This window comes from Lachnospiraceae bacterium oral taxon 096 (assembly GCA_018141845.1).
Lineage (GTDB): Bacteria > Bacillota > Clostridia > Lachnospirales > Lachnospiraceae > F0428.
In genome coordinates this window covers 664,545-685,640 of sequence record CP073340.1, presented here as the reverse complement: position 1 = coordinate 685,640, position 21,096 = coordinate 664,545, and the positions used below count along the sequence as shown (strand labels likewise).

20 protein-coding genes, 1 tRNA gene and 1 pseudogene are annotated in these 21,096 nt (G+C 40.2%); 7 read left to right on the top strand and 15 right to left on the bottom strand.

The annotated features are described in order from the left end of the window. Positions 1-14 precede the first annotated feature (14 nt). From J5A74_03475 to J5A74_03420, 12 genes are all read right to left on the bottom strand, one after another. Positions 15-1,433 (bottom strand): D-alanyl-D-alanine carboxypeptidase, encoded by a 1,419-nt coding sequence (locus J5A74_03475; GenBank protein QUI96391.1) that lies wholly within the window; start codon positions 1,431-1,433, stop codon positions 15-17. A gap of 65 nt (positions 1,434-1,498) precedes the next feature. Further along, on the bottom strand, positions 1,499-2,209 hold the full coding sequence (locus J5A74_03470) for a TIGR01906 family membrane protein (protein QUI96390.1): 711 nt from the start codon (positions 2,207-2,209) through the stop codon (positions 1,499-1,501). Between the two features lie 5 nt (positions 2,210-2,214). Then, positions 2,215-2,829: a V-type ATP synthase subunit D gene (locus J5A74_03465; protein ID QUI96389.1), complete on the bottom strand. Its 615-nt coding sequence runs from the start codon at positions 2,827-2,829 to the stop codon at positions 2,215-2,217. 3 nt (positions 2,830-2,832) lie between these two features. Further along, a complete protein-coding gene (locus J5A74_03460) occupies positions 2,833-4,284 on the bottom strand; it encodes a V-type ATP synthase subunit B (GenBank protein QUI96388.1) in 1,452 nt (483 codons plus the stop codon). A gap of 12 nt (positions 4,285-4,296) precedes the next feature. Beyond that, a complete protein-coding gene (locus J5A74_03455; GenBank protein ID QUI96387.1) occupies positions 4,297-6,063 on the bottom strand; it encodes a V-type ATP synthase subunit A in 1,767 nt (588 codons plus the stop codon). Beyond that, the gene (locus J5A74_03450) at positions 6,056-6,646 is read right to left on the bottom strand and encodes a V-type ATP synthase subunit E (protein ID QUI96386.1); all 591 of its coding nucleotides are present in this window, start codon (positions 6,644-6,646) and stop codon (positions 6,056-6,058) included. Before J5A74_03450 ends, J5A74_03455 begins: the two co-directional genes overlap by 8 nt. A gap of 24 nt (positions 6,647-6,670) precedes the next feature. After that, positions 6,671-6,979, bottom strand: a complete 309-nt coding sequence (locus tag J5A74_03445; GenBank protein ID QUI96385.1) for a V-type ATP synthase subunit F — start codon at positions 6,977-6,979, stop codon at positions 6,671-6,673. Between the two features lie 25 nt (positions 6,980-7,004). Beyond that, positions 7,005-7,433 (bottom strand): ATPase, encoded by a 429-nt coding sequence (locus tag J5A74_03440; GenBank protein ID QUI96384.1) that lies wholly within the window; start codon positions 7,431-7,433, stop codon positions 7,005-7,007. 25 nt (positions 7,434-7,458) lie between these two features. Beyond that, on the bottom strand, positions 7,459-9,387 hold the full coding sequence (locus J5A74_03435) for an ATPase (protein QUI96383.1): 1,929 nt from the start codon (positions 9,385-9,387) through the stop codon (positions 7,459-7,461). Then, on the bottom strand, positions 9,384-10,451 hold the full coding sequence (locus J5A74_03430) for a V-type ATPase subunit (GenBank protein QUI96382.1): 1,068 nt from the start codon (positions 10,449-10,451) through the stop codon (positions 9,384-9,386). The genes J5A74_03435 and J5A74_03430 overlap by 4 nt, the downstream gene beginning before the upstream one ends. Positions 10,452-10,454: 3 nt before the next feature. After that, the gene (locus J5A74_03425; GenBank protein QUI96381.1) at positions 10,455-10,766 is read right to left on the bottom strand and encodes a hypothetical protein; all 312 of its coding nucleotides are present in this window, start codon (positions 10,764-10,766) and stop codon (positions 10,455-10,457) included. 153 nt (positions 10,767-10,919) lie between these two features. Then, the gene (locus J5A74_03420) at positions 10,920-11,651 is read right to left on the bottom strand and encodes an SH3 domain-containing protein (protein QUI96380.1); all 732 of its coding nucleotides are present in this window, start codon (positions 11,649-11,651) and stop codon (positions 10,920-10,922) included. Between the two features lie 123 nt (positions 11,652-11,774). On the opposite strand from J5A74_03420, the gene trmB reads away from it, so the two are divergent. After that, a complete protein-coding gene (gene trmB / locus J5A74_03415) occupies positions 11,775-12,437 on the top strand; it encodes a tRNA (guanosine(46)-N7)-methyltransferase TrmB (GenBank protein ID QUI96379.1) in 663 nt (220 codons plus the stop codon). A gap of 41 nt (positions 12,438-12,478) precedes the next feature. Here the strand turns inward: trmB and J5A74_03410 are convergent, their stop codons facing one another. Further along, positions 12,479-13,378 carry a TDT family transporter gene (locus J5A74_03410; GenBank protein QUI96378.1) on the bottom strand — a complete coding sequence of 300 codons (900 nt, stop codon included), beginning with the start codon at positions 13,376-13,378 and terminating at the stop codon, positions 12,479-12,481. A 17-nt stretch (positions 13,379-13,395) separates the two neighbouring features. Continuing rightward, positions 13,396-13,893 carry a C_GCAxxG_C_C family protein gene (locus J5A74_03405; GenBank protein ID QUI96377.1) on the bottom strand — a complete coding sequence of 166 codons (498 nt, stop codon included), beginning with the start codon at positions 13,891-13,893 and terminating at the stop codon, positions 13,396-13,398. Between the two features lie 188 nt (positions 13,894-14,081). Here J5A74_03405 and J5A74_03400 point away from each other — a divergent pair. After that, positions 14,082-14,154, top strand: a tRNA-Lys gene (locus J5A74_03400). Between the two features lie 120 nt (positions 14,155-14,274). Here the strand turns inward: J5A74_03400 and glgB are convergent. Continuing rightward, entirely contained in the window at positions 14,275-16,185 is a 1,911-nt protein-coding gene (glgB, locus tag J5A74_03395) for a 1,4-alpha-glucan branching protein GlgB (protein QUI96376.1), read from the bottom strand. Positions 16,186-16,430: 245 nt separating this feature from the next. Here glgB and J5A74_03390 point away from each other — a divergent pair, with 245 nt between their 5' ends. The 5 genes and pseudogenes from J5A74_03390 to J5A74_03370 all read left to right on the top strand — a co-directional run bounded on the left by J5A74_03390 (position 16,431) and on the right by J5A74_03370 (position 21,073). Beyond that, positions 16,431-17,417, top strand: a complete 987-nt coding sequence (locus J5A74_03390; protein ID QUI96375.1) for a hypothetical protein — start codon at positions 16,431-16,433, stop codon at positions 17,415-17,417. After that, positions 17,414-17,911: a prepilin peptidase gene (locus tag J5A74_03385; GenBank protein QUI96374.1), complete on the top strand. Its 498-nt coding sequence runs from the start codon at positions 17,414-17,416 to the stop codon at positions 17,909-17,911. Before J5A74_03390 ends, J5A74_03385 begins: the two co-directional genes overlap by 4 nt. Then, complete coding sequence (locus tag J5A74_03380; protein ID QUI96373.1) at positions 17,896-19,107, top strand: CpaF family protein; 1,212 nt, start codon at positions 17,896-17,898, stop codon at positions 19,105-19,107. The genes J5A74_03385 and J5A74_03380 overlap by 16 nt, the downstream gene beginning before the upstream one ends. A 43-nt stretch (positions 19,108-19,150) precedes the next feature. Next, a pseudogene (locus J5A74_03375) lies at positions 19,151-19,834 on the top strand (type II secretion system F family protein). A 66-nt stretch (positions 19,835-19,900) separates the two neighbouring features. Beyond that, positions 19,901-21,073, top strand: coding sequence for a hypothetical protein (locus tag J5A74_03370; GenBank protein QUI96372.1), 1,173 nt, complete (start codon positions 19,901-19,903; stop codon positions 21,071-21,073). The last annotated feature ends 23 nt before the right edge of the window (positions 21,074-21,096 follow it).

Sequence of the window (21,096 nt, the reverse complement as noted above, 5' to 3'; positions counted from 1 at the left end):
TACAAAATATAAAATTATCTTCTGCGTCTTCTCCTTCTTGATCTTCGATGATTTCTTCCTCGCCTAGAAATAATAATGACAATAAAAATAAGAACAATGACCGCAGAGGCCGCTGCAATTATTATGCGTAGTCGAAAGCTTAGACCTTTTTTTAGAGGCATCGTCTTTTTTGAGGATGGGGAAAGACTTTTTGCTGGAAGATCCTCAGAATTTTCATTGCCATCGGATCCTGGGGCAACCATTTGGGCGGGGTCATTGTCTGCTGCCTTTGGGGCGGCCTCGGCCGAGGTATACTTGGCATTGGTCTTTGCATTGCTGAGCAAATAGTCTGTACCGATGGCGTGGTCATCATAAAAGTAGGTAATGCGTGCAATGGCATTGTCTGGATCAGTTGCATTGGTATCATAGCTAATTTGTGTTGTCGTATCGGCCATAGATGCATCCTGTGGCAGTGTCACTGTGCGACTTTTGTCCGTAGTGAGCATATTTGAAGGACCATTTTTGGTCTTGACCAATTCAATATTTTGCATAACATTGCCATAAGCATTGCCAGCGTCAGAAATCTTTACGCTCTTAAAATTGGCAAAGCCAAAGTCAAGGAGTGCCTTGGTGTCAGTGTAATGTGTCATATGGCCATTTAAAATGACCGTGATGAGCTTTAAATCATTGCGCTGTGCACAGGTAACGAGCGTATTTCCTGCTAAGCTAGTAAATCCAGTTTTTCCGCCGATAATGCCCTCGTAGTGGAGCGGATTATTTCGCTTTAACATAGAATGATGGCTGTAGATGGTCTGCCCCGCAGGAACCCAGCGGCTGGCAGGCAATTTATAGTAGGTGGTCGAATCAATTTCCACAAATTTTGGATTATTAAATGCTGCACGGCAAATTAAGGCATAATCATAGGCAGTGACATAGTGATTTGGATTGTTGAGACCACTTGGGTTGGCAAAATGGGACTCTGTACATCCTAGTTCCTTAGCACGCTGATTCATAATGTCCACAAACTTATCGATACTGCCGGCATAATACTCGGCGAGTGCATTGGCTGACTCATTGGCTGATTTTAATAAAAGAGCATAGAGAGCATCCTTTACTGTGATTTTGTCTCCGACATCAAAGCCTGCACTTGAAGAATTTCCCTCGACATTAAAGATGGCGTTGTGAGAGAAGGTCAAGGTGTCATTGAGATCACAATTTTCGATAATAATGAGTGCTGTAAGAATTTTTGTAATGCTGGCAGGATAATACGGTGTATGTATATTTTTGGCGTAGAGAATGGCACCAGAATTTGCATCCATCAAAATTCCACCCTCTGCAGCGATATCAATATTTGTTGGCCAGGCAACGGCAGCATAGCTTGCGTCTGGAGTGATGCCAAAAAATAAAATGGCAATGGCCAATAAAAAACTAGTGAGTCGTTTTGCAAATCTCATAAGTAAGATCCTTTCGTTATAGATAGACCAAAAAACACGGTCTATGTTATTATAGACCGTGCTTTTTACTTAGTAAAGTTTTTATTTGCTTTTCTATTGCTGCGGTTGACTGTCCATGCGAGGACAAAGGTGAGGCCAACAAGTACAGCATAAAGAATGCCAATATTTCGAGCTGTGTCCATAAAAAATGGCTCGGGTACAATGTTGATCAAGCGGTCAGTACTTGGATCCAATTGCCACAAATCATTGCGAAAGAAAATATGGTGAAAGAGAATAAAGTACTTTGTAAAATTTGTCGAGATCACCGTAGCCAAGACGGCAATCAATGCAAAAAATAAAATTGAGCCAATGAACATTGTCTTTGAAACCGTTCTTCTTAGCTTAGCTTTTGTACATTTCATAAAGATAAGAGAAAAAAGGATAAAGCCAATAAGCACTCTTCTCAAAAAGATGGCACCGACAAAGAGATTTCGGACATCGACCATATGGGCAATTTCACGTTCATTAAAAAAAGAAACATTCTTTTGACCATCAATGGTTGTGGTGATGTCAGAGAGATTCTCTTTGTCGCCATGGAGATAGCTCATCATTTGATTGGAAACATCCAATAGGTCATCCATATTCATAGAAACATCGTTGGTGACATCATATTTACTGTATTCATATCGAAAGTAGCCAGGCATCCAATAGACAATGGCCTCAATGGATGTGAATAGGAGGATGATCATCAAAGAAAAGGCGATGAACAATCCGAGGATATTGTGAACAATCCTCATCCGCATTAACCCTTCATTTGCTTGATGACTTTTAGTCTTGTAAATTCCTCACGTTCCTTTTCCTCAAGGGCATTGGTAATATTCTTTGTAATGGTCTCGTAGGCAGGAATCGTAATATTTTTCAATGCATTGGCACGCTTTTGTGTCTTTTTGATATTGCTGGCCAAACGATACGCTGCGTTTTCAATCATAGACAGGCGAACCGTTAAGTTCTTTACCTTTTGAAAGTTTTCACGTGCAATATCCAGACTCTCTCTGGAAGAGTAGTAGGCATAGACAAGATCTGGTGCTCCGACTTTACATTCAACAAGTGGAATCTCTGTACCCATAACACTTCTTGTCTTAATGCGAACGCCATTTTCTACAGGAACAGATGCGGCAATATCCTCGACATAGTCAATACCAAGCTCAATATTTGCCTGTTGGAGGGCGGCATAGGCCGCCGTAAAGGTTGTATCAATCTCTGTCTGAATTTCCTTTGCCTGCTCTGTCAAATTCATTAGCTCACGGATTAAAATATTCCTCTTTTTGTCCATCAGGCCATAGCCCTGACGAGCAAGAGCCAGAGAGTTCTTTGTTGCAATAAGATTTCCCTTTGTTGGAAAGACATTCATATTCATAGGCTATTCCTCGTCTGGATTCGCATCCAAATCTGTCAAAATATCTTCTACAATGTCGCCATCGGCATTGATCTTTGTCTTCTTGTAATATTGGTCAAGTACCTTGGTATCAATACGGTCAAGCTCTGCTCTTGGCATAAGTCCAAGAAGTTGCCAGCCGATGTCCAAGGTATCGAAAATGGTTCTGTTTTCTTCTTTTCCCTGTCCAATAAATCTCTTTTCAAATTCTCGACCAAAGAGCAAGTAGGTCTGATCAGTCTCAGAAAGCTCATCTTCACCGATAACGGAAGCGAGTGCTCTGGCATCTCCAACTTTTGCATAGCAGGAGAAGAGCTGATTGGCAACATCTTGATGGTCTTTTCTTGTAAATCCTTCACCGATACCATCCTTCATCAAACGGGATAGAGATGGCAATACGCTGATTGGAGGATAAATAGATTGACCATTTAAGTTTCGATCAAGTACGATCTGTCCCTCTGTGATGTAACCTGTAAGGTCAGGGATTGGGTGAGTGATATCGTCATTTGGCATGGTCAAAATTGGAATCTGTGTCACTGATCCATTGACGCCAGAAACAATACCTGCACGCTCATAAATTGTAGCAAGCTCTGAATAGAGGTAACCAGGGAAACCTTTTCTTGAAGGAATCTCGCCCTTAGAAGAGGAAACCTCACGCATCGCCTCGGCAAATGAAGTCATATCTGTGAGGATAACCAGAATATGCATTCCTTTTTCAAAGGCAAGATACTCTGCCAGTGTCAGAGCAACTTTTGGTGTGATCAAACGCTCAACAACGGGATCATTGGCAAGGTTGATAAAGGTGGCCACATGGTCACTAACGCCACTTTCCTCAAATGTTCTCTTAAAGAAATCGGCAACATCGTGCTTTACACCCATGGCGGCAAAGACAATGGCAAATTTTTCATCACTGTTGGCATCATCGCCAAGAGAGGACTGGCGAACAAGCTGTGCAGCAAGTTCATCATGTGGAAGACCGTTTCCAGAAAAGATAGGAAGCTTCTGTCCACGAATCAAAGTCATCAATCCGTCGATGGCACTGATACCTGTACGGATGTAGTTTCTTGGGTACTCTCTTGTTACAGGGTTAAGAGGTTTTCCATTGACATCTAAGATCTTATCGGCATTAATTGGACCGAGATCGTCGATTGGCTGACCGAGACCGTTAAATGTTCGACCAAGCATATCGGCAGATACTCCGATTTCCATTGGATGTCCTGTAAGTCTTGTATGTGTATTTCTAAGTGCCATACCTTCAGTTCCTTCAAAGACCTGAATTACAGCTTTGTCGTCATTAATCTCTACGATACGACCGAGTTTTTTGTCCTTGCCATTGACATCCATCTCTACGATTTCGTCATAGGCTGCACCCTTTACGCCCTCTAGGACAACAAGAGGGCCATTTATAGAACTGAGTCCAAGATATTCGATAGCCATAATTATGCCCTCCTATGCATTCTTTTCCATGATACTGTCGTAGAAGCGATCAATATCTTTTTTGTAATCGTCAAACATATCCAAGCGATCATTTGGAATATCGTACTTGATAGAAATTAATTTATCCCAAATAGGATCTTCCTTTAAGACAGACATTGGCATACTCATATGTACAAGGGAACGTGCCTTCTTGTAGAGATAGAGAATGACATCCATCATCTTAAATTGCTTTTCTAGTGGGACACAGGTATCGTCCTTGTGGAACGCATTTTGCTGAAGGAAGCCAACACGAATTACCTTGGCGATATCAAGAATTAGTTTCTGATCATCAGGCAATACATCAGCACCAATCAACTTAACAATCTCCATCAAAGAAGCTTCCTGATTGAGAAGGTAAACCAATTGATTTCTGTAATCCACAAAGTCCTTGTTGACATGCTCTGTGTACCAAGGAGCAAGGTCAGTCAAATACTCAGAATAGGAGTCAAGCCATTGAATGGCAGGGAAATGTCTTGCGTAGGCAAGATTTTTATCCAGTCCCCAGAAGCAGCGAACGAAACGCTTAGTGTTTTGTGTAACTGGCTCAGAGAAATCACCACCCTGTGGGGATACAGCTCCGATAATGGATACGGAACCCTCAGATCCATTTAAGTTTTGCATCATTCCAGCACGCTCATAGAAAGCAGAAAGTCTGGAAGCTAGATAAGCAGGGAAACCTTCCTCGGCTGGCATTTCCTCAAGACGACCAGAGAGTTCTCGAAGAGCCTCTGCCCAACGAGAAGTAGAATCCGCCATAATGGCAACATCATAGCCCATATCACGGTAGTACTCGGCAAGGGTTAGACCTGAATAAAGACTGGCCTCACGGGCAGCCACAGGCATATTTGAAGTGTTGGCAATCAAAGTGGTTCTGTCCATCAATGGATTGCCCGTCTTTGGGTCGATCAATTCGGAGAACTCCTCAAGTACCTGAGTCATCTCGTTTCCACGCTCACCGCAACCGATGTAGATAATAATATTGGCATCAGACCACTTGGCAATCTGGTGCTGAGTCATCGTTTTACCTGTACCAAATCCACCAGGGACAGCGGCTGTACCGCCCTTAGCTAATGGGAAGAGCGTGTCGAGGATACGCTGACCTGTAATGAGGGGAACAGATGCAGGGAAACGCTTTGCTGTTGGTCTTGGCACACGAATTGGCCAATGTTGAGTCATTGTGATTTCTTCTGTTGAGCCATCATAGTGGCGAAGAGTCAAAATGGTCTCGTTGATGGTGTATTCTCCATCACTTACGACATCCTCAACATATCCTTCTTTGTCTGGAGCAAGCATAACCTTGTGCAAGATCGCAGGAGTCTCCTGTACCTCGGCAATAATAGATCCGCCGAGCAAATGGTCACCTTTTTTCACAGTAATATGTGCCTGCCATTTTTTCTTTGTATCCAAAGATTCGACACTGATACCGCGGGAAATATAGGCTCCGCCTTCCTTGGCGATCTCTGAAAGTGGACGCTCAATACCATCAAAGATATTATTTAAAATACCAGGTGCCAATGTGACGCTGACTGGTGCGCCAGTTCCCTCAATTGTTTCACCTGGTTTAATTCCGCTTGTTTCTTCGTATACTTCGACAATTGTAAAGTCTGTTGTCAGACCGATGACCTCGCCAACGAGTTTTTCCTTGCCGACATAGACCATCTCGTGCATAACAAATCCGACATCACCTGCCGTTTTTACAATTGGTCCATTGATGGATACAATGGTTCCTATTTTATTCATTGTTATTACCTCCAAGGTCAAAATGGAAATCCTTCTTTGCTTCTTGTAGCTTCTTTTCAAAGGAATGATCAATCAATATATTCTTATGTGGGATAACCGCTCTGGTGCCGCCCATAAAAGAATATTCGCTGATTTGAATTTTCTCTCGGTATTGAGGAGAGAGGTGAGAGAGCAATTTCTCATCTGCAGGATCGATGTAGATGTGTACTTCGTCTTTGCCTGCAAATTGAATCGCCTGTGCAATTTGTTTTTCAAGGAGCAGAATATATTCAGATGTAGTCATAAACTGCTCAAGTTTCTTTTGTAATTGTTCGAAAATTTCATTCGTCAATTCATCTTGTTTGCAGCCGAGTACACGGCGAAACTTCACTTGCTCGAGAGCGAGTTGCTTATTGCCCTCTCGGTGAATTTTCTCCTCCTCGATTTTTAATTGCAATTGTGCACGTCTTGTATTTTCGTGCTTGTGATCCTCAAATGTCTTTTCCAGCGCAGAGCTATATTCATCAATGATTTGCTTTGCACGTGTATTGGCATCTGCAATACAAGCTTCGTGGAAATGCTGTAATTTTTCTTCGGTTGTCAAAGCGATCACCTGCTTTCTGTAAAGTTATAGCTTTAAGCCAATGGCTTCGTTGACGTAATCTGTAATAAATGTTGGTTTGCGTCCCGTACCATGTCTGTCAGGAATATCAATAAAGAGTGGCAGCTTGTGTTCGAGCTTGACGGCATTGACAAGATCAGGATACTCCCTGGAGAACTTTTCTGTGAGAAGTATGACACCAATCTCTTTGTCGGCAAGGGCCAAGCTAAAGGCTTCCTTTAGCTCGGCTTTTGTGTGGACTAAGCTGCCCTCGATACCAACGAGTCGCATTCCTGTCAGCGTATCATGGTTGTCGCTGATCAGATACATTTTCATTGTAATACGACCTTTCTAAAATCAATTATAAACGACCAAGAATCATGAATGCGATGATCAAACCGTAAAGACAAACACCCTCTGCAAGACCTACAAAGATCAATGACTTACCAAGAATGCTAGAATCCTCACTAATTGCACCAAGAGCAGCACTTGCAGCAGCAGAAACGGCAATACCACCACCGATACATGCAAGACCAACACTAGCAGCAGCAGCAATGTAACCTAAACCAGTAGCACTAGCAGCCTCTCCAGCAGCCTGAGCAGCCTGAGCGTTTCCACTAAAGATCATTGCAGAAGTGAATAACATCACGCCAAAGAACAAAACAAGGTTGGAAACTAAAGCTCTTTTGTAGCGACCACGGTTCTTCTCGCCAATAGCATATGCACCAAATGGGATAGCAATGCTCAACAATAATGCAACAGATAATGTGATTTTAACTAATGTACTCATAACTTTTCTCCTCTAAATGAAAATATTATTTTGTTTCTTTACCATAAGGCAAAAATGCCTTACCAGTACCATGATAAAATCTTGAGAATAGCTCGTAATACTCAAGACGAAGAACCTGAATACCAACAATCAGACCCTCCATACCGCAGACAAAAATGTTACCAAATACAACGACAATCCAATTGATATGTCCGCTCTCCGCACCTGCAAGCATCAGCACAACCTGCATCATTGCGGCATGGCTGACAGCAAAGGCACCGACTCTGACAAAGGAAAGGGTGTTGGAAAAATAGCTAAGCAAAACCTCAAACATTTCAAAGAAGCCTTGAACAAAGAACATTCCCTTTTCTTTTGGCATAATTTCTGCGTGCTTTTCCACTATATTGCTTAAAGGTTCTTTGAAGAAAATAACAAGTAGTGGAATGATAAACATAATAGCCAAAACGACACCACCTGGAAGTGTGTGTCCAGACATAAATAAAACAATGGTCACAATGGCAGCAGCATAAAATACCATACCGGCAATACCATTGGTATCAAATAAGGCTTCGCCTGGCTCCTTAAAGCGCAGACGGTTGATGACATTGAGAAGCATTGTCAATAGGATAATGCCCATTCCCAATGCGATGGAAACAATAAACACGGTGTTGAGGTTTCCGACCATTGGAAGTGTCATCATAGCCTGTGTTGGTCGAAGCCAAAGCGGCTTGATAATATCCTCAAATCCAAAGAAACTACCAAACAACAGACCAAAAATAATGGAGAACACACCGCAGCGTCCGATAATGGAGGCTAGGCGGGAGTGTTTAAACTTACCAAGTAAGAGTCCACCGAGTAAGAGCACCAGTCCCTGTCCTGCATCACCAAACATAAATCCAAATAAAATGGAATAGGATATGGCAATGAGTGGCGTAGGATCAATTTCTTCGTAGGCGGGCATACCATACATTTCGACAAACATTTCATATGGCTTAAATAGTGTATTGTTTTGCAGTTTTGTCGGTGGCTTGCTGACAACATCAGCGTGATCTCTCTCAACAATACAAAATGTATCTGGCTCATTAGCAAGTTCCTTATCCAGAACTTTTGCTGCACTCTGTGTCATCCAGCCACAAAGGATATAAAACTCTCTTGTGCCTTTCTTTGTGCAGGCAGCGAGTTTTCTTACATTGAAGTTGAGGTTGAGTTTTTGAAGTTGTGCATAAGCACTGGCTAGATCTTCTTTCTTGTCCTGCAAAAGCTGTTCGATTTCATCGTCAATGCCTTGAATCTTTTTTCTTCTTTCGTCAATTTGTGCCTGCAATTTATTGGCGGCTTCAATAGGTGTTCCGTCAAATCCTTCTGGCAAAAACAGGCGTTCAAAATGTAAAGAAGCATAGATCGCATCCATCTTGTCAGCAATTGATTCAGGAACAAAATACACACCCCAGACCTCGCCGTCGACTTCCTTACACTTATAGAAGATACTGTCGATGTCATCGTAAATAAATTCCTTTAATTTTATAAAATTTTCTCTGGTGATGTGACCAAAGCGAAATTTTATAAATTTAAATTGAAAAATTGTATTGACATCATAACGCAGACCAATAAAATGCCCGATTTGTTCGAACTTGGTTTGAAGCTCAGAAAGCTCTTTCTCAGTTGCTTCCTTAATTTGCTGGAGTGCATCGACCTTTTTCCCCAATTTCTTTACAATCTCCTTTGCACCATCGCCAGAGAGTGCACTCGACTCGGGGATATCGATGTGGTCAAAGGACGACATCAACACTTGTGCATGATCAAGCTCCGCTTTATAAGGGTTTTTCTCTGTGTAAGTATGAAGTCCATAGGAGCCTTTGATTTCTGTAAAGGCATTTTCAAATTGAATATCATACTTTGACAGGTGAGTGTCGATTATTCTATCAATATCATCCTTTGGACCGGTGATACTTAAGAATTTCATTTTTTCGATCATTCTGAGGACCTCCTAGAGTTTTGTTTTAGAATGTCCGACATTATCTGATCGGCAGGTAGACCGTAGCGAACGGCCTCTATGGTACTGACAATTCGATTGATTTCTCCTTCCTTATGGAAGAGATAGGAGTTAATAAGGGCAATAGAATATGGATTATTCTTTGCAGTCATTTGATAAATCTTACTTAGAACAGCTGAATAGAGCTTCTCTAAGTCGAAGTTGTCAGTAAATAGTTTTGCTTCGAGCTTCCCGTAGTATGTCGACTGCAAGACAGCTTCAAACTCCTCCTGTGTTCCAGCCTCTACAAGTGCCTTAATTTCAGGGGCATGTAACTTGTAGTAGAGTGGTATGAGCAACGAGTAGATATAGTTATTATCTAGGTGATAATAGCGCTTTGAACGATAAATCCATTGTAGATTTAACATATCCATTCGAGAACCAAAGGTCGCCGTGAGAAATTGGCGTTCGGATTTTCCAAGATACTTGTCCTTCAAAGTCCATATCCTTTTGAAGTAAAGCTGATCAATATGAAGCTCATAATCAAATAGTGTAGTACCTTCTTGTTGGAACAATTTATTTAGGTCATCATAGTACGAACTGCCTTTGATGGCCTCGATAAATTCAGAGAGAGTTTGTGCGGCAAGCAATGCATCCATATCAAGATGAGAGTGCTTGCGAAAGAAATCAATACTACCTCTTAGGTCAATATCAATATTCTTCTGATTAAAGCATGCACGGAGAGCTCGCTTTAAAATGGCAATTTCATAGTGCATAAAGTAGAGTTCAAGAAACTTTCTCTGTTTAGTATTTGCAAAGCGGTAGAGCTTTGCAAAATCACTGTACTTTTGTGTGAGTAAAATTCGCTCAATGTCTTTTCTGTGCAGTGTTTCCGGATCTGTACCCTGAAAGGCATTCGCATAGGGGCTATGCTTTTCGAGTACAGTCAAAGCTTCTGTGACAGAGGATGACTCGGCGATTTCTTTAAAATCACTGTCTGTCAGCAACTTCCCCTGCATCGCACGAATCTTTGTAGAAATCGCGCTATAAGCAATTAATTTTTGCATATTCTACTCCTTTGTCATTTGTGTAAATAATTTGTCAATATAGGAGTCTTTTTTTTTCTTGAAAACATCTTCGATGTTTTTCAATTCAGCTTCAGATTTTGCTTTTTGCTCTGCAAGATTTTTGCTAATGGTGTTTTGCATCTCTGTGCGGAGTTTTTGAATCTTTTGCTGTGTTTGCTCTGCCAGTTCCTTGTCCCAAAGTTTTGTCTTTTGATCCATTTGGGCGGCCAGTTCTTTTTTCTTGGCATTAGCAGCTTCGATAATACCAGATGTAGACTCTTCAATGTTGGAGAGCTCACCTATAATTTCATTCATACACATCCTCCTTTCTTCAGAGATTGATATAAATACTACATACAATAATTATCATAGACTTTTTAAAAAAAAAGTAAATAGAAAAAGTGCACAATAAGAAAAAAAGACAGAAAATAAAATACTTCAACTTCACTATAAATGTTGGCTATAAATTTATTGGGGAACAATATATTTGCGTGAAACATAAGCGGCATTTTCGCCATAGGAAATTTCGCACCAGTTGGCATCATAGTCTTGAATTACTTCAATTTTACTTCCTTTGGGGAGAGTAGCTATAATTTCCCCATCCATAGAAGGCAAACGGCGTACATTTAAATTGGCGGTTGTAAAATAGAATTTTTGAACTGGAATGGCTTTTGTGGTTGTCACCGTGGTTTGTACAATTTCTATTGTATTATTTTTGTGCAGAAAAATTCGAATAGTCACAAAAATTATAATAGCCATGAAAATAACAAATACAAAAATTTCTAAAAAAGTAAAGTGTTCCCGATGTAATCTCCTTGATGTTGGGTGAGAGATATAGGAGCGACGCTGTTTTTTATTTGGGGTGGTCTGCATCATTAATTCATGATAATTTTCAATTTCTTGAAGTAGAAATCGTTCGGCCTTGAGGGCATTGGCACTACTTGGAGTGTTTTCCTTATTCAGAGTAATTTTTCTGATTGCGTGGAAATGATCCTGTGTTTCAAATGAAAGAATGTCAGAGAGAGCATCAATGCGGTCAGAGAGGTCTTGACCATGGACATTGTATTTTTGACAGAGATCATCAACCATCATTTCGAGGAGTTGTCTGGATTTTGCTATGGCAAGAGCATAGTTTTTTTCTTGAATGGAAAGTTCCATTTCTCGCTGTAGGCGAAGAACTTCAGAATGAATTGTTCCCATATTTGCCTCCTGTGTATTTTTTCTTCCTATTTATATTGTACTAGATTATATTATACTAGAAATTGGCTTGTATGAATACCGTCTACAATGTTAAGATATAAAAGAAAGAATGAGAGGTAAAAAATGAGACTTAGACATATTCCAGGTTGTGAGAAATTTATTGCAAGTAGTGAGGATTGTATTAGTGGTGAGAGGGTTAGCGCATATAAGGGACGGTGGGATGAACTCTTTGGAAAAAAGGCCAAGTTGTATATTGAAATTGGAATGGGAAAGGGTCAGTTTATTCGGGGAATGGCTGATCGAGACAGAGAAATCCACTTTATTGGCATTGAGCGATATGAGAGCGTTTTGATGAAAGCATTGCAGAGAAAACATCAATTTGAAGAAGAGAATGGAAAGTATAATAATCTCTTTTTTATGTGTGTGGATGCAAAGAAATTGGGTGAGTGCTTTGCAAGAGGAGAAGTGGATAAGATTTTTTTGAACTTTTCTGATCCATGGCCAAAGGCTAGATATGCAAAGCGCAGACTGACCTCTCCAGATTTTATGGCTGTGTATGACCAAATTTTAAAGGAAGATGGTGTTGTCGAGTTTAAGACCGACAATGTGGATTTATTTGCCTATTCTTTGGAAGCAATTCCAGAGGCTGGATGGGAGATTATCTATCAGACAACAGACTTTCATGCTCAGCCAGAGTGTGTTGACAATATTCTGACAGAGTATGAAGAAAAATTCTCAAAGCGAGGACAAAAGATTTGCAAGTTAATTGCAAGAAGAAAAAAGTAAAATAAGCTCTGCAAAAGGCAATTGCTTTTGCAGAGCTTATCTTATTTATTATTTGAAACGAGCGATTGTAAAAATCTTACTGTTGTGTAGGCAACAAGACAGATTGCAATTATCGTTTCAATCAGTACAAATGGCTTGAGTGCAGGTAATGCACACATTTTCATTGTTTGTTTTGTTGCAATTGCACTGATGACAAATGGGAAGGTAAATGCTGCATAGCTAGGATAAAATGGAAGTGTCAAACAGCGAATAGCCTGAACCAGTGCAAAAATATAGAGGATGCTTGCCACCACAAGTAGGACAAGTACCAAAGTTTTTGATTTATTGGCAACAGATTGAATGTAACCAGCGATAACGAGACTAGTTGGTGCAGCATAGATACAAATTAATGGCTTTGCTGGTTCTGGCACAGGGCACTTGATATAGCGAATAGTGACCACAACAAGCAAAATAATCAGGGTCACAAGACCAAAATAGGCAGCAAAAGTACCAAATGCCTGTTGTTTAAATGCTGGTGCACTCACAGAGGCCGCCGCAATACCAACATAGACAATGTACCAACTGGCAAATACCTTTTTTAAGTCGAACTTCAAAACAAAGCGAAGTGTAAAGAAGACGATCAATAAAATATGAAGCAAGACACCAATCCACCACAACAAAAGACCTAATGGTGCAGATAAAGGCTTTAAGTAGGTTGCAAGAAGCATCAAAGCCATTGGAAAGGTTGCTGCAACACTCGCTTGTATTGGATTTTCAAAATCCTTTACAATATCTTTTGGATAAAGGCAAATCTTTAAGAGACATAGAATCAAAAAGATAGTGGCCAGTAGGCCACAAAATGCTCTCAATCCCTCGGAATAACTTTGTAATAGATTGCCAAGAGCAGCTAATCCAAGCATAACAGCTGCAAATGGAATGGAAACCTTCTTAATGATGGTCATGGATCATCCTCCGTAAATTAAGCAGGGTTTTTTTCTGCATCAAGATTTTCAACACCAAGTTCGCGACAAACCATATCGGCAACCTTCCAAGCTGCAAGACCTGTGTATCGAATACATTGTTCCTTGTGCTCGCCTTTGCCCATGTCAAATTCTCTAGTTAGGACTCTACAGCATGCCGAATGCTTTCCATTGGCTTCTTTAAACCAGCTGTGAAGTTCGTTGGAAAGTTCCATACACTTTACCACCTTTGGATCCTTTGGACCATTTTGTTCTGTTCGTCCAAAGAACATACCTAAGGCCATAATGCCACCATTTAGTGCACCACACATACATCCAGATCTACCTGCACCAACAGACATACCTGAAGACATAGCGATGACTTCATCAGGAACATCGAGATCGAATCCCTTTTTGATAGCGGACATCAGAGCTTCACAACAAAAATATCCTCCGCGATAGAGTTCCTCAGCTGATTTTTGAATCTCCCTTGGACTTGCACTTTGAGCAATATGCATATTTATTTCCTCCTCATAAAAAATAAATTATTTACCTTGTACATTATAATATGAATTTCACAAAAAGAAAAGGCAAAATAGAAAAATAAAAAGTTAAAAAAAAAGACAAAAAAAGTGTTGACATTTTGATGGCTATACGGTATTATTATGACTGTGTCACGGAGCACAAGAAAAAACAACAAAGATAAGCACCTTTAGCTCAGTTGGTAGAGCAGTAGACTCTTAATCTATTTGTCCAGGGTTCGAGTCCCTGAAGGTGCACTAAGAAGCCTTTTTTCAAGACGACGAGAGCTTGGGGGATGGCTTTTTTGCTATTCTAAAATAAAGTTCATAAGGTGGGGAGGGATTCTCAATGAGAGCCCCTCCCCTTTGTGATTTTATTTATGAAAATTCGAAAATAGCCACGCCATATGGTGCCAGTGGATATTTAACATGGTATGGTTGGTGGTCACACTCTCCTTTTACGGCCCTAAATGGAATAGGCTTTTTATTGACCAGAGAATAGGAGCCATGGAGTTGATCGAGTATCAAACGATAAGTTCCTTTTTTTGGAACACCGACCATATAATCTTCTCGATTCATTGGTGTAAAGTTAATGACAAAGAGAAGATTCTTCTTTTTCTTCTTATTATATCGAACAAAGGAGAAGATGGAGCGGTCAGCATCGTCGGCATTGATCCATGAAAAACCATCCCAACTATCATCTAGCTCATACATACAGGAATATTTTTGATAAATATGAAGAAGTCCTCGATAGAAATTATTGACATCTCTGTGTAATGGCTCATCAATCAGATACCAATCGAGGGACACCTTTTCATCCCATTCGTGGAATTGGGCAAAATCCTGCCCCATAAAAAGGAGTTTCTTTCCAGGATGTCCCATCATAAAGGCATAACCGCATTTGAGGTTGGCAAATTTATCCTCATAGATGCCAGGCATCTTGTTGATCATGGAACACTTTAAGTGGACGACTTCATCGTGGGATAAAACCAAAATAAAATTCTCACTTGTCGCATAAGACATACTAAAAGTCATCTTATTGTGATTATATTTTCTAAAGTACGGATCAAGTTTCATGTACTCAAGGAAGTCGTGCATCCAGCCCATGTTCCACTTAAAAGTAAAGCCAAGACCGTCATCTTCAGGGGTATGAGTTACCTTTGGCCAAGCTGTGGACTCTTCGGCAATAATCATCGTGCCATCTTTTCTGCCTGCAATTAGGGAATTGAGGTGCTTAAAGAATTCAATGGCCTCTAGATTTTTATTTCCACCATATTGATTTGGTACCCATTGGCCATCTTGGCGACCATAATCGAGGTAGAGCATGGAAGCAACAGCATCCACACGCAGACCATCGATGTGGAAATCATTTAGCCAGTAGAGTGCATTGGCAATGAGGAAATTCTTGACTTCCGTCTTTGTGTAGTCAAATACCTTGGTTCCCCAATCAGGATGTTCGCCCTTGCGAGTATCTGCATATTCATATAGTGGTTCTCCATCAAAATTGGCAAGACCAAAGGCATCTCTAGGAAAATGGGCAGGGACCCAATCGAGAATGACTCCAATCTTTTTATTATGTAGGTAGTTAATCATGTACTGGAAGTCTTCCATGGATCCATAGCGAGAGGTTGGAGCATAGTAACCGGTTACCTGGTATCCCCAGCTTCCATCAAATGGATATTCGGCAATGCCCATTAACTCTACATGAGTGTAACCCATGTAGCTGAGGTATTCAGCTAGCTGATGGGCGAGTTCTCTGTAATTTAGACATCCATCGAATTCTACATTGTCGTTTTTCTTCCAAGAGCCCAAATGGCATTCATAGATACTCAGTGGCTGGTGGCGGATTTCTACTTTTGCTCTCTGAGTCATCCACTTGTCATCAGACCAAACTAAGGATTCAGGCTCAATCGTAGTCTTTGATGCTGTGCCAGGTCGATATTCTGCAGATCTTGCGTAGGGATCAGCCTTGAAGATGATTTCACCATTTTTTGCTTGGATGGCAAACTTATAGAGTTCATTGAGACCAAGATTAGGAACAAAAACCTCCCATATACCCGAAGTATAGAGTGTTTGCATAGGTGTTGCAGTGGCATCCCAGTGATTAAAATCTCCGACAAGATGAACAGAGATGGCGTGAGGAGCCCAGACGGCAAAGTACATACCTGATGTACCATTGATTGTGCAGGCGTGGGAACCAAGCTTTTGGTAGATATTATAATGTGTTCCCTTGCCAAAGAGATAACAATCATCTCGGCTAATAATTTGTAAACCCTTGTTTTCTATCATAACGAAACCTCCGCATCAAATATGTATATCAATATAAGCCTATTCTACTACAAAAAGCTAAAAAAAGCACTAAAAATTAAAAAAAATATTGACAAATATAGTAAATGTGATATATGATATAAACAATCAATCTAGTTTATTCTTATCCCGTTTGGGAGCAATTTCCATATTTTATAATTTCATATTGAAACTAAATGCAGAGAAGAGATAATGTCTCATGTTTTGAATTTTAGGGAGGTGATTCTTTGAGACATATCATTGCAATTATTGACAGCGATGAACGTTATGGCAAAAAATTGTGTGCATATCTCAATGCAAAGGGAAGAATTGATTTTGGTATTAGTTATTTTCCAGATATCCAATGCTATCAAGAGAGTGCACCGACATTTCAGACTGAAATTTTATTGATTGAAGAGAAACTCTATTCTAGTGTGGGGTCTATGCCCCTTCCAGAGACAACGATTGTACTCTTAGAGGATGACTTTGTGGGGAGAGAGATTGATGTCAGGGGAATGAAAAAGTATGTCAATGTTGAGAACTTTCTCCATCATATTTTGACAAACTATCAGCCGACAAAGGACAAGTCCTTAGAGAAAATAGAGAAGGAAGAAGTGCAAATTTTTGGGGTGTTCTCGCCCTATGGTCGATGTGGAAAGACAAGCTTTGCAATTGCACTCTGTGCAGAGTGTGAAAAGATGGCTCCAGCACTCCTTGTGTCCTTTGATGAATATTCGGGACTTTTGAGGGAAGCAGGACAGGAGTATCCAAAAGATTTATCGGATATTTTATACTGCTATCGACAGGAGCAATATGCTTGGGAAAAGCTGGGAATGGCTGTGTATACAAAAAATACTTTACATTATATTCCGCCAGCGAGATATCCTGAAGATATTGTAGAACTTGGGATTGAGGAAATTGAAAAATTACTTCTTCGCATGGCCTATGAAAGTCAATATCATACAGTGATTGTTGATTTTGGTAGTCTTGGCAAGAGGGCTTGCGATCTATTTCGAATTTGTGAAAAGGTCTATATGCCAATTCCAAGGGAAAAGGATGGTCGAATGGAAGAATTTTTTTCCTATCTCGATGAAACGGGAAGGGAGAAATTAAAGAAAAAGTTGGAAGAAATTACCTTGCCAAGTGAGCAGGGAGAGAAAAGTATTTCTTCACTATTGATTTCGCCAGTGGCTGCACTAGCAAGGGAAGTATTGAAGGGAGTGAATATGGGGTGAATGAACTATTTGTGGCTCTCTTACTTGGAGGGGCAGCTTGTATGGATCTGATTGACAAAAAGATCAAAAATATTTGGCTTTTGTTTTGGCTTGGCACAGGCGTTGTCTATAATGGGCCAAAGTTCTTTATTGCAGTTATCATTAGCTTTATTCCACTATTTTTGCTCTACAGATTTCGAATGGTGGGGGCCGGAGATGCCAAATTAATTATGCTTCTCTGTGGCTTTTTAGGTCTTTTTGAAGGAGCAGGTGTGGTATTTGTGGGAATGTGTTTTGCTGCAATCTATTCTTTTTATCTACTATATTCTAAAAAAATTCTATTTTTGCGCCTGTGCTATTTCTTTTCATTTCTCAAAATAACAATACAAACAAAGAAGATAGGGCATTACTATGAGGTGGGACGAGATGATCCACAGCTCAGTATTGCCATGGCACCGTGGTTTTTATGTGGTTTTTTCGTCTGGAGGTTGATTAAAATATGGATGATCATATAGAAGAACGCCTGCACAAAGAATTATCAGAAAAGTTGACAGATTATAGAAATTTGACCGATATACAATTGATGGAAATTATTGATCATTGTGTGTTAGAAGAGGCAAAAAAGATGTATTTGCCATTGAAAAAAAAGGTCGAACTTCGAATGGCACTATTTGACTCGTTTCGAAGGCTGGATATTTTGCAGGAATTAATTGATGACAAGGATATCACCGAAATTATGATCAATGGCACGGAGAATATCTTTGTGGAAAAATCAGGACATATTGTGCGATGGGACAAACGCTTTAAGAGCAATGAGCAATTGGAGGATATGATCCAAAAAATTGTTAGTTCTGTAAATCGAAGTGTCAATATTTTTACCCCGATTGCTGATGCGAGACTGGAAGATGGATCGAGAGTTCATGTCGTTCTTCCGCCGATATCATTGGATGGACCTATTGTGACGATTCGAAAGTTTCCTGATCCAATTAGCATGGACAAGTTAATCCGTTTTCAGTCCATTACGCCACAGGCTGCACAGCTATTAAAAAAGTTAGTGCAATCAGGATATAATATTTTTATTAGTGGAGGAACAAATTCAGGAAAGACTACTTTTTTAAATGCACTTTCTGCCTATATTCCAGAAGATGAGCGTGTAATTACGATTGAGGATTCGGCAGAACTGCAATTGATGCAAATTAAAAATTTGGTGAGATTAGAGTCAAGAAATGCCAACAGTGAGGGGGAGGGGAAAATTAGCATTGCCAATTTAATTAAGGCGGCGTTGAGAATGAACCCAGACCGCATTATTGTCGGTGAGGTGCGAGGTGGTGAAGCACTAGATATGTTGCAGGCTATGAATACAGGTCATGATGGTTCTTTGAGCACGGGGCATAGCAATAGTCCAAAGGATATGCTTTCTCGAATTGAAACAATGGCACTTTCTGGTGCAGATTTACCATTGCCTGCCATTCGAAGCCAGATTGCAGGTGCACTGGATATTATTGTTCATCTTGGAAGATTGAGGGATCGATCAAGAAGAGTGCTTGAAATTGTGGAAGTAGGTGAATATCGGGATGGTGAGATTGAACTTTTTCCCCTCTTTTCTTTCGAAGAGACGGGAAGTGACAGGGACAAAGTGGTCGGTTCGCTTAAGCCAGTTGGTGTGCTTAAAAACACACAAAAACTTGTCGCAGCAGGTTATCAATTATAGTGTATATACTTTTCGCCTGCGTGAATTATTGATGTATGTGCTGATGGCCTTGGTTGCAGATGCTGTGATTTCCTATGTATTTTATCGAAGTGTGATTGCTTTTCTTCTTTTTCTGCCTGTGACGATTATTTATCCCATCTATCAGAGGAAGATTTTGGTGAAGAAAAGAAAACAGAGGCTTGGACTAGAGTTTAAAGAAGGAATACAGATTTTGGCAGCTCTATTGAGTGCAGGATACTCCCTTGAGAATGCATTGAAGGAGAGTGTCGAAGAGATTCGCCTGATTTATGGAGAAAATAGTATGATCTTGCAGGAATTTGAGTATATGGCACATCTTGTCTATGTGAATGTTCCGATTGAAAAAGCATTTGAGGATTTTGGGGAGAGAAGTGGAATTGATGATATTTGAAATTTTGCCAAGGTTGTTCGCATTGCCAAGCGCAGTGGAGGGGAGCTGATAGGGATTATTAATCACACAGCCGGTGTCATTCATGATAAGACAAGAATAAAGGAAGAAATTTTGACCTTGACTGCGGCAAAGCGATTTGAACAAAAGATTATGAATGTGTTTCCGATTTTTATTGTTGTCTACATTGATGTTAGCTCGCCAGGATTTTTTAATGCGATGTATCAGACTTTTTTTGGACGAGTGGCGATGAGTGCATGTCTACTTAGTTATATTGTTGCGATGTATGCCTCGGCAAAGATTTTAGAGATTGAAGTCTAGGGAGGATGAGGATTGAAGGTCAAACGATTTTTTTGGAAGTGGAAGATACAAATCTTTTGTATTCTTATGGGATTTGTGTTGTATTTTTTGGCAGTTCACTTTTTGACTGGGGCAGATTCTTTCTTGGTGGGCAATCAAATTCAGAGAGAAGGATATGGTCAATATGACCAAAGTTATGAGCTCTATGTGGATGGTTTGGAAGAAAAACCGGTGTTAGTTGAAGTTCCTGTATCCAGAAGGGAATATACAGCCGAAGAGGCAGAAAAAGCATTTGTGGAGTGCTTTGAAGATTTAAAAAAAGAAATTTTAGGAGAAAATAGGAGTCTATCTGAAGTTTCGGGAAAGTTAAAATTGCCACAAAAAATCCCAAAATATGGGATGACAGCCCTTTGGTCGTCAGAAAACATCGATTACATTGATTCAATGGGCACAGTTTACAATGAAAATTTAAAGGAGGCCGTAAGTACCAGTTTGACCTTGGTGCTTTCGGATGGAAAACATAAGAAAGAGTTTGTGTTGCCATTGACGATTGTACCAAGAAACTATACAACAAGTGAACAGCAGATTCGAGATTTTACGCAATATCTTGAAAATAGTGACCGTGAGCAAGTGGTCAATGACCGATTTGTTCTGCCAGAAGATTGGAATGGAAAAAAGATTCATTATCGAAGTAAGGAGAAAACAAATTATTCCATTATATGGATGATTGGTATTTTATTTGCAGTGCTAATCTATATGCGAGATATTGTCAATCATCGGGCAAAGGTAGAAAAGCGCAGTAGGCAGGTGTTGGCCGACTACCCAGATATTGTATCAAAATTTATGGTCTTTATTGGTGCAGGTCTTTCAGTGCGCACGGCTTGGGAGGCAATTGTCAATGATTACATTCGAGATCGAGAAGAAGATGGTGAAATTCACTATGCCTATGAGGAAATGGAAAAATCGCTGGTGGCATTAAAGACAGGGGTCAATGAGACAAAAGTTTATCGAGACTTTGGCAGAGCCATTGGCATTAAGCAATATATGAAATTTGCCAGTTTGTTGGAGCAAAATAGAAAGGCAGGAAATGCTGGATTAAAAGTTGCACTGAGTGTGGAGTCTCTGAGTGCGTGGGATGAGCGCCTATCTATGGCGAGACGACTTGGTGAAGAGGCAAGTACCAAATTATTGGGACCTTTGTTCATTATGCTGGGGATTGTAATGTTAATGATTATGATTCCTGCATTGATGACATTTTAATATGTATGCATAAGAAAGGAGGA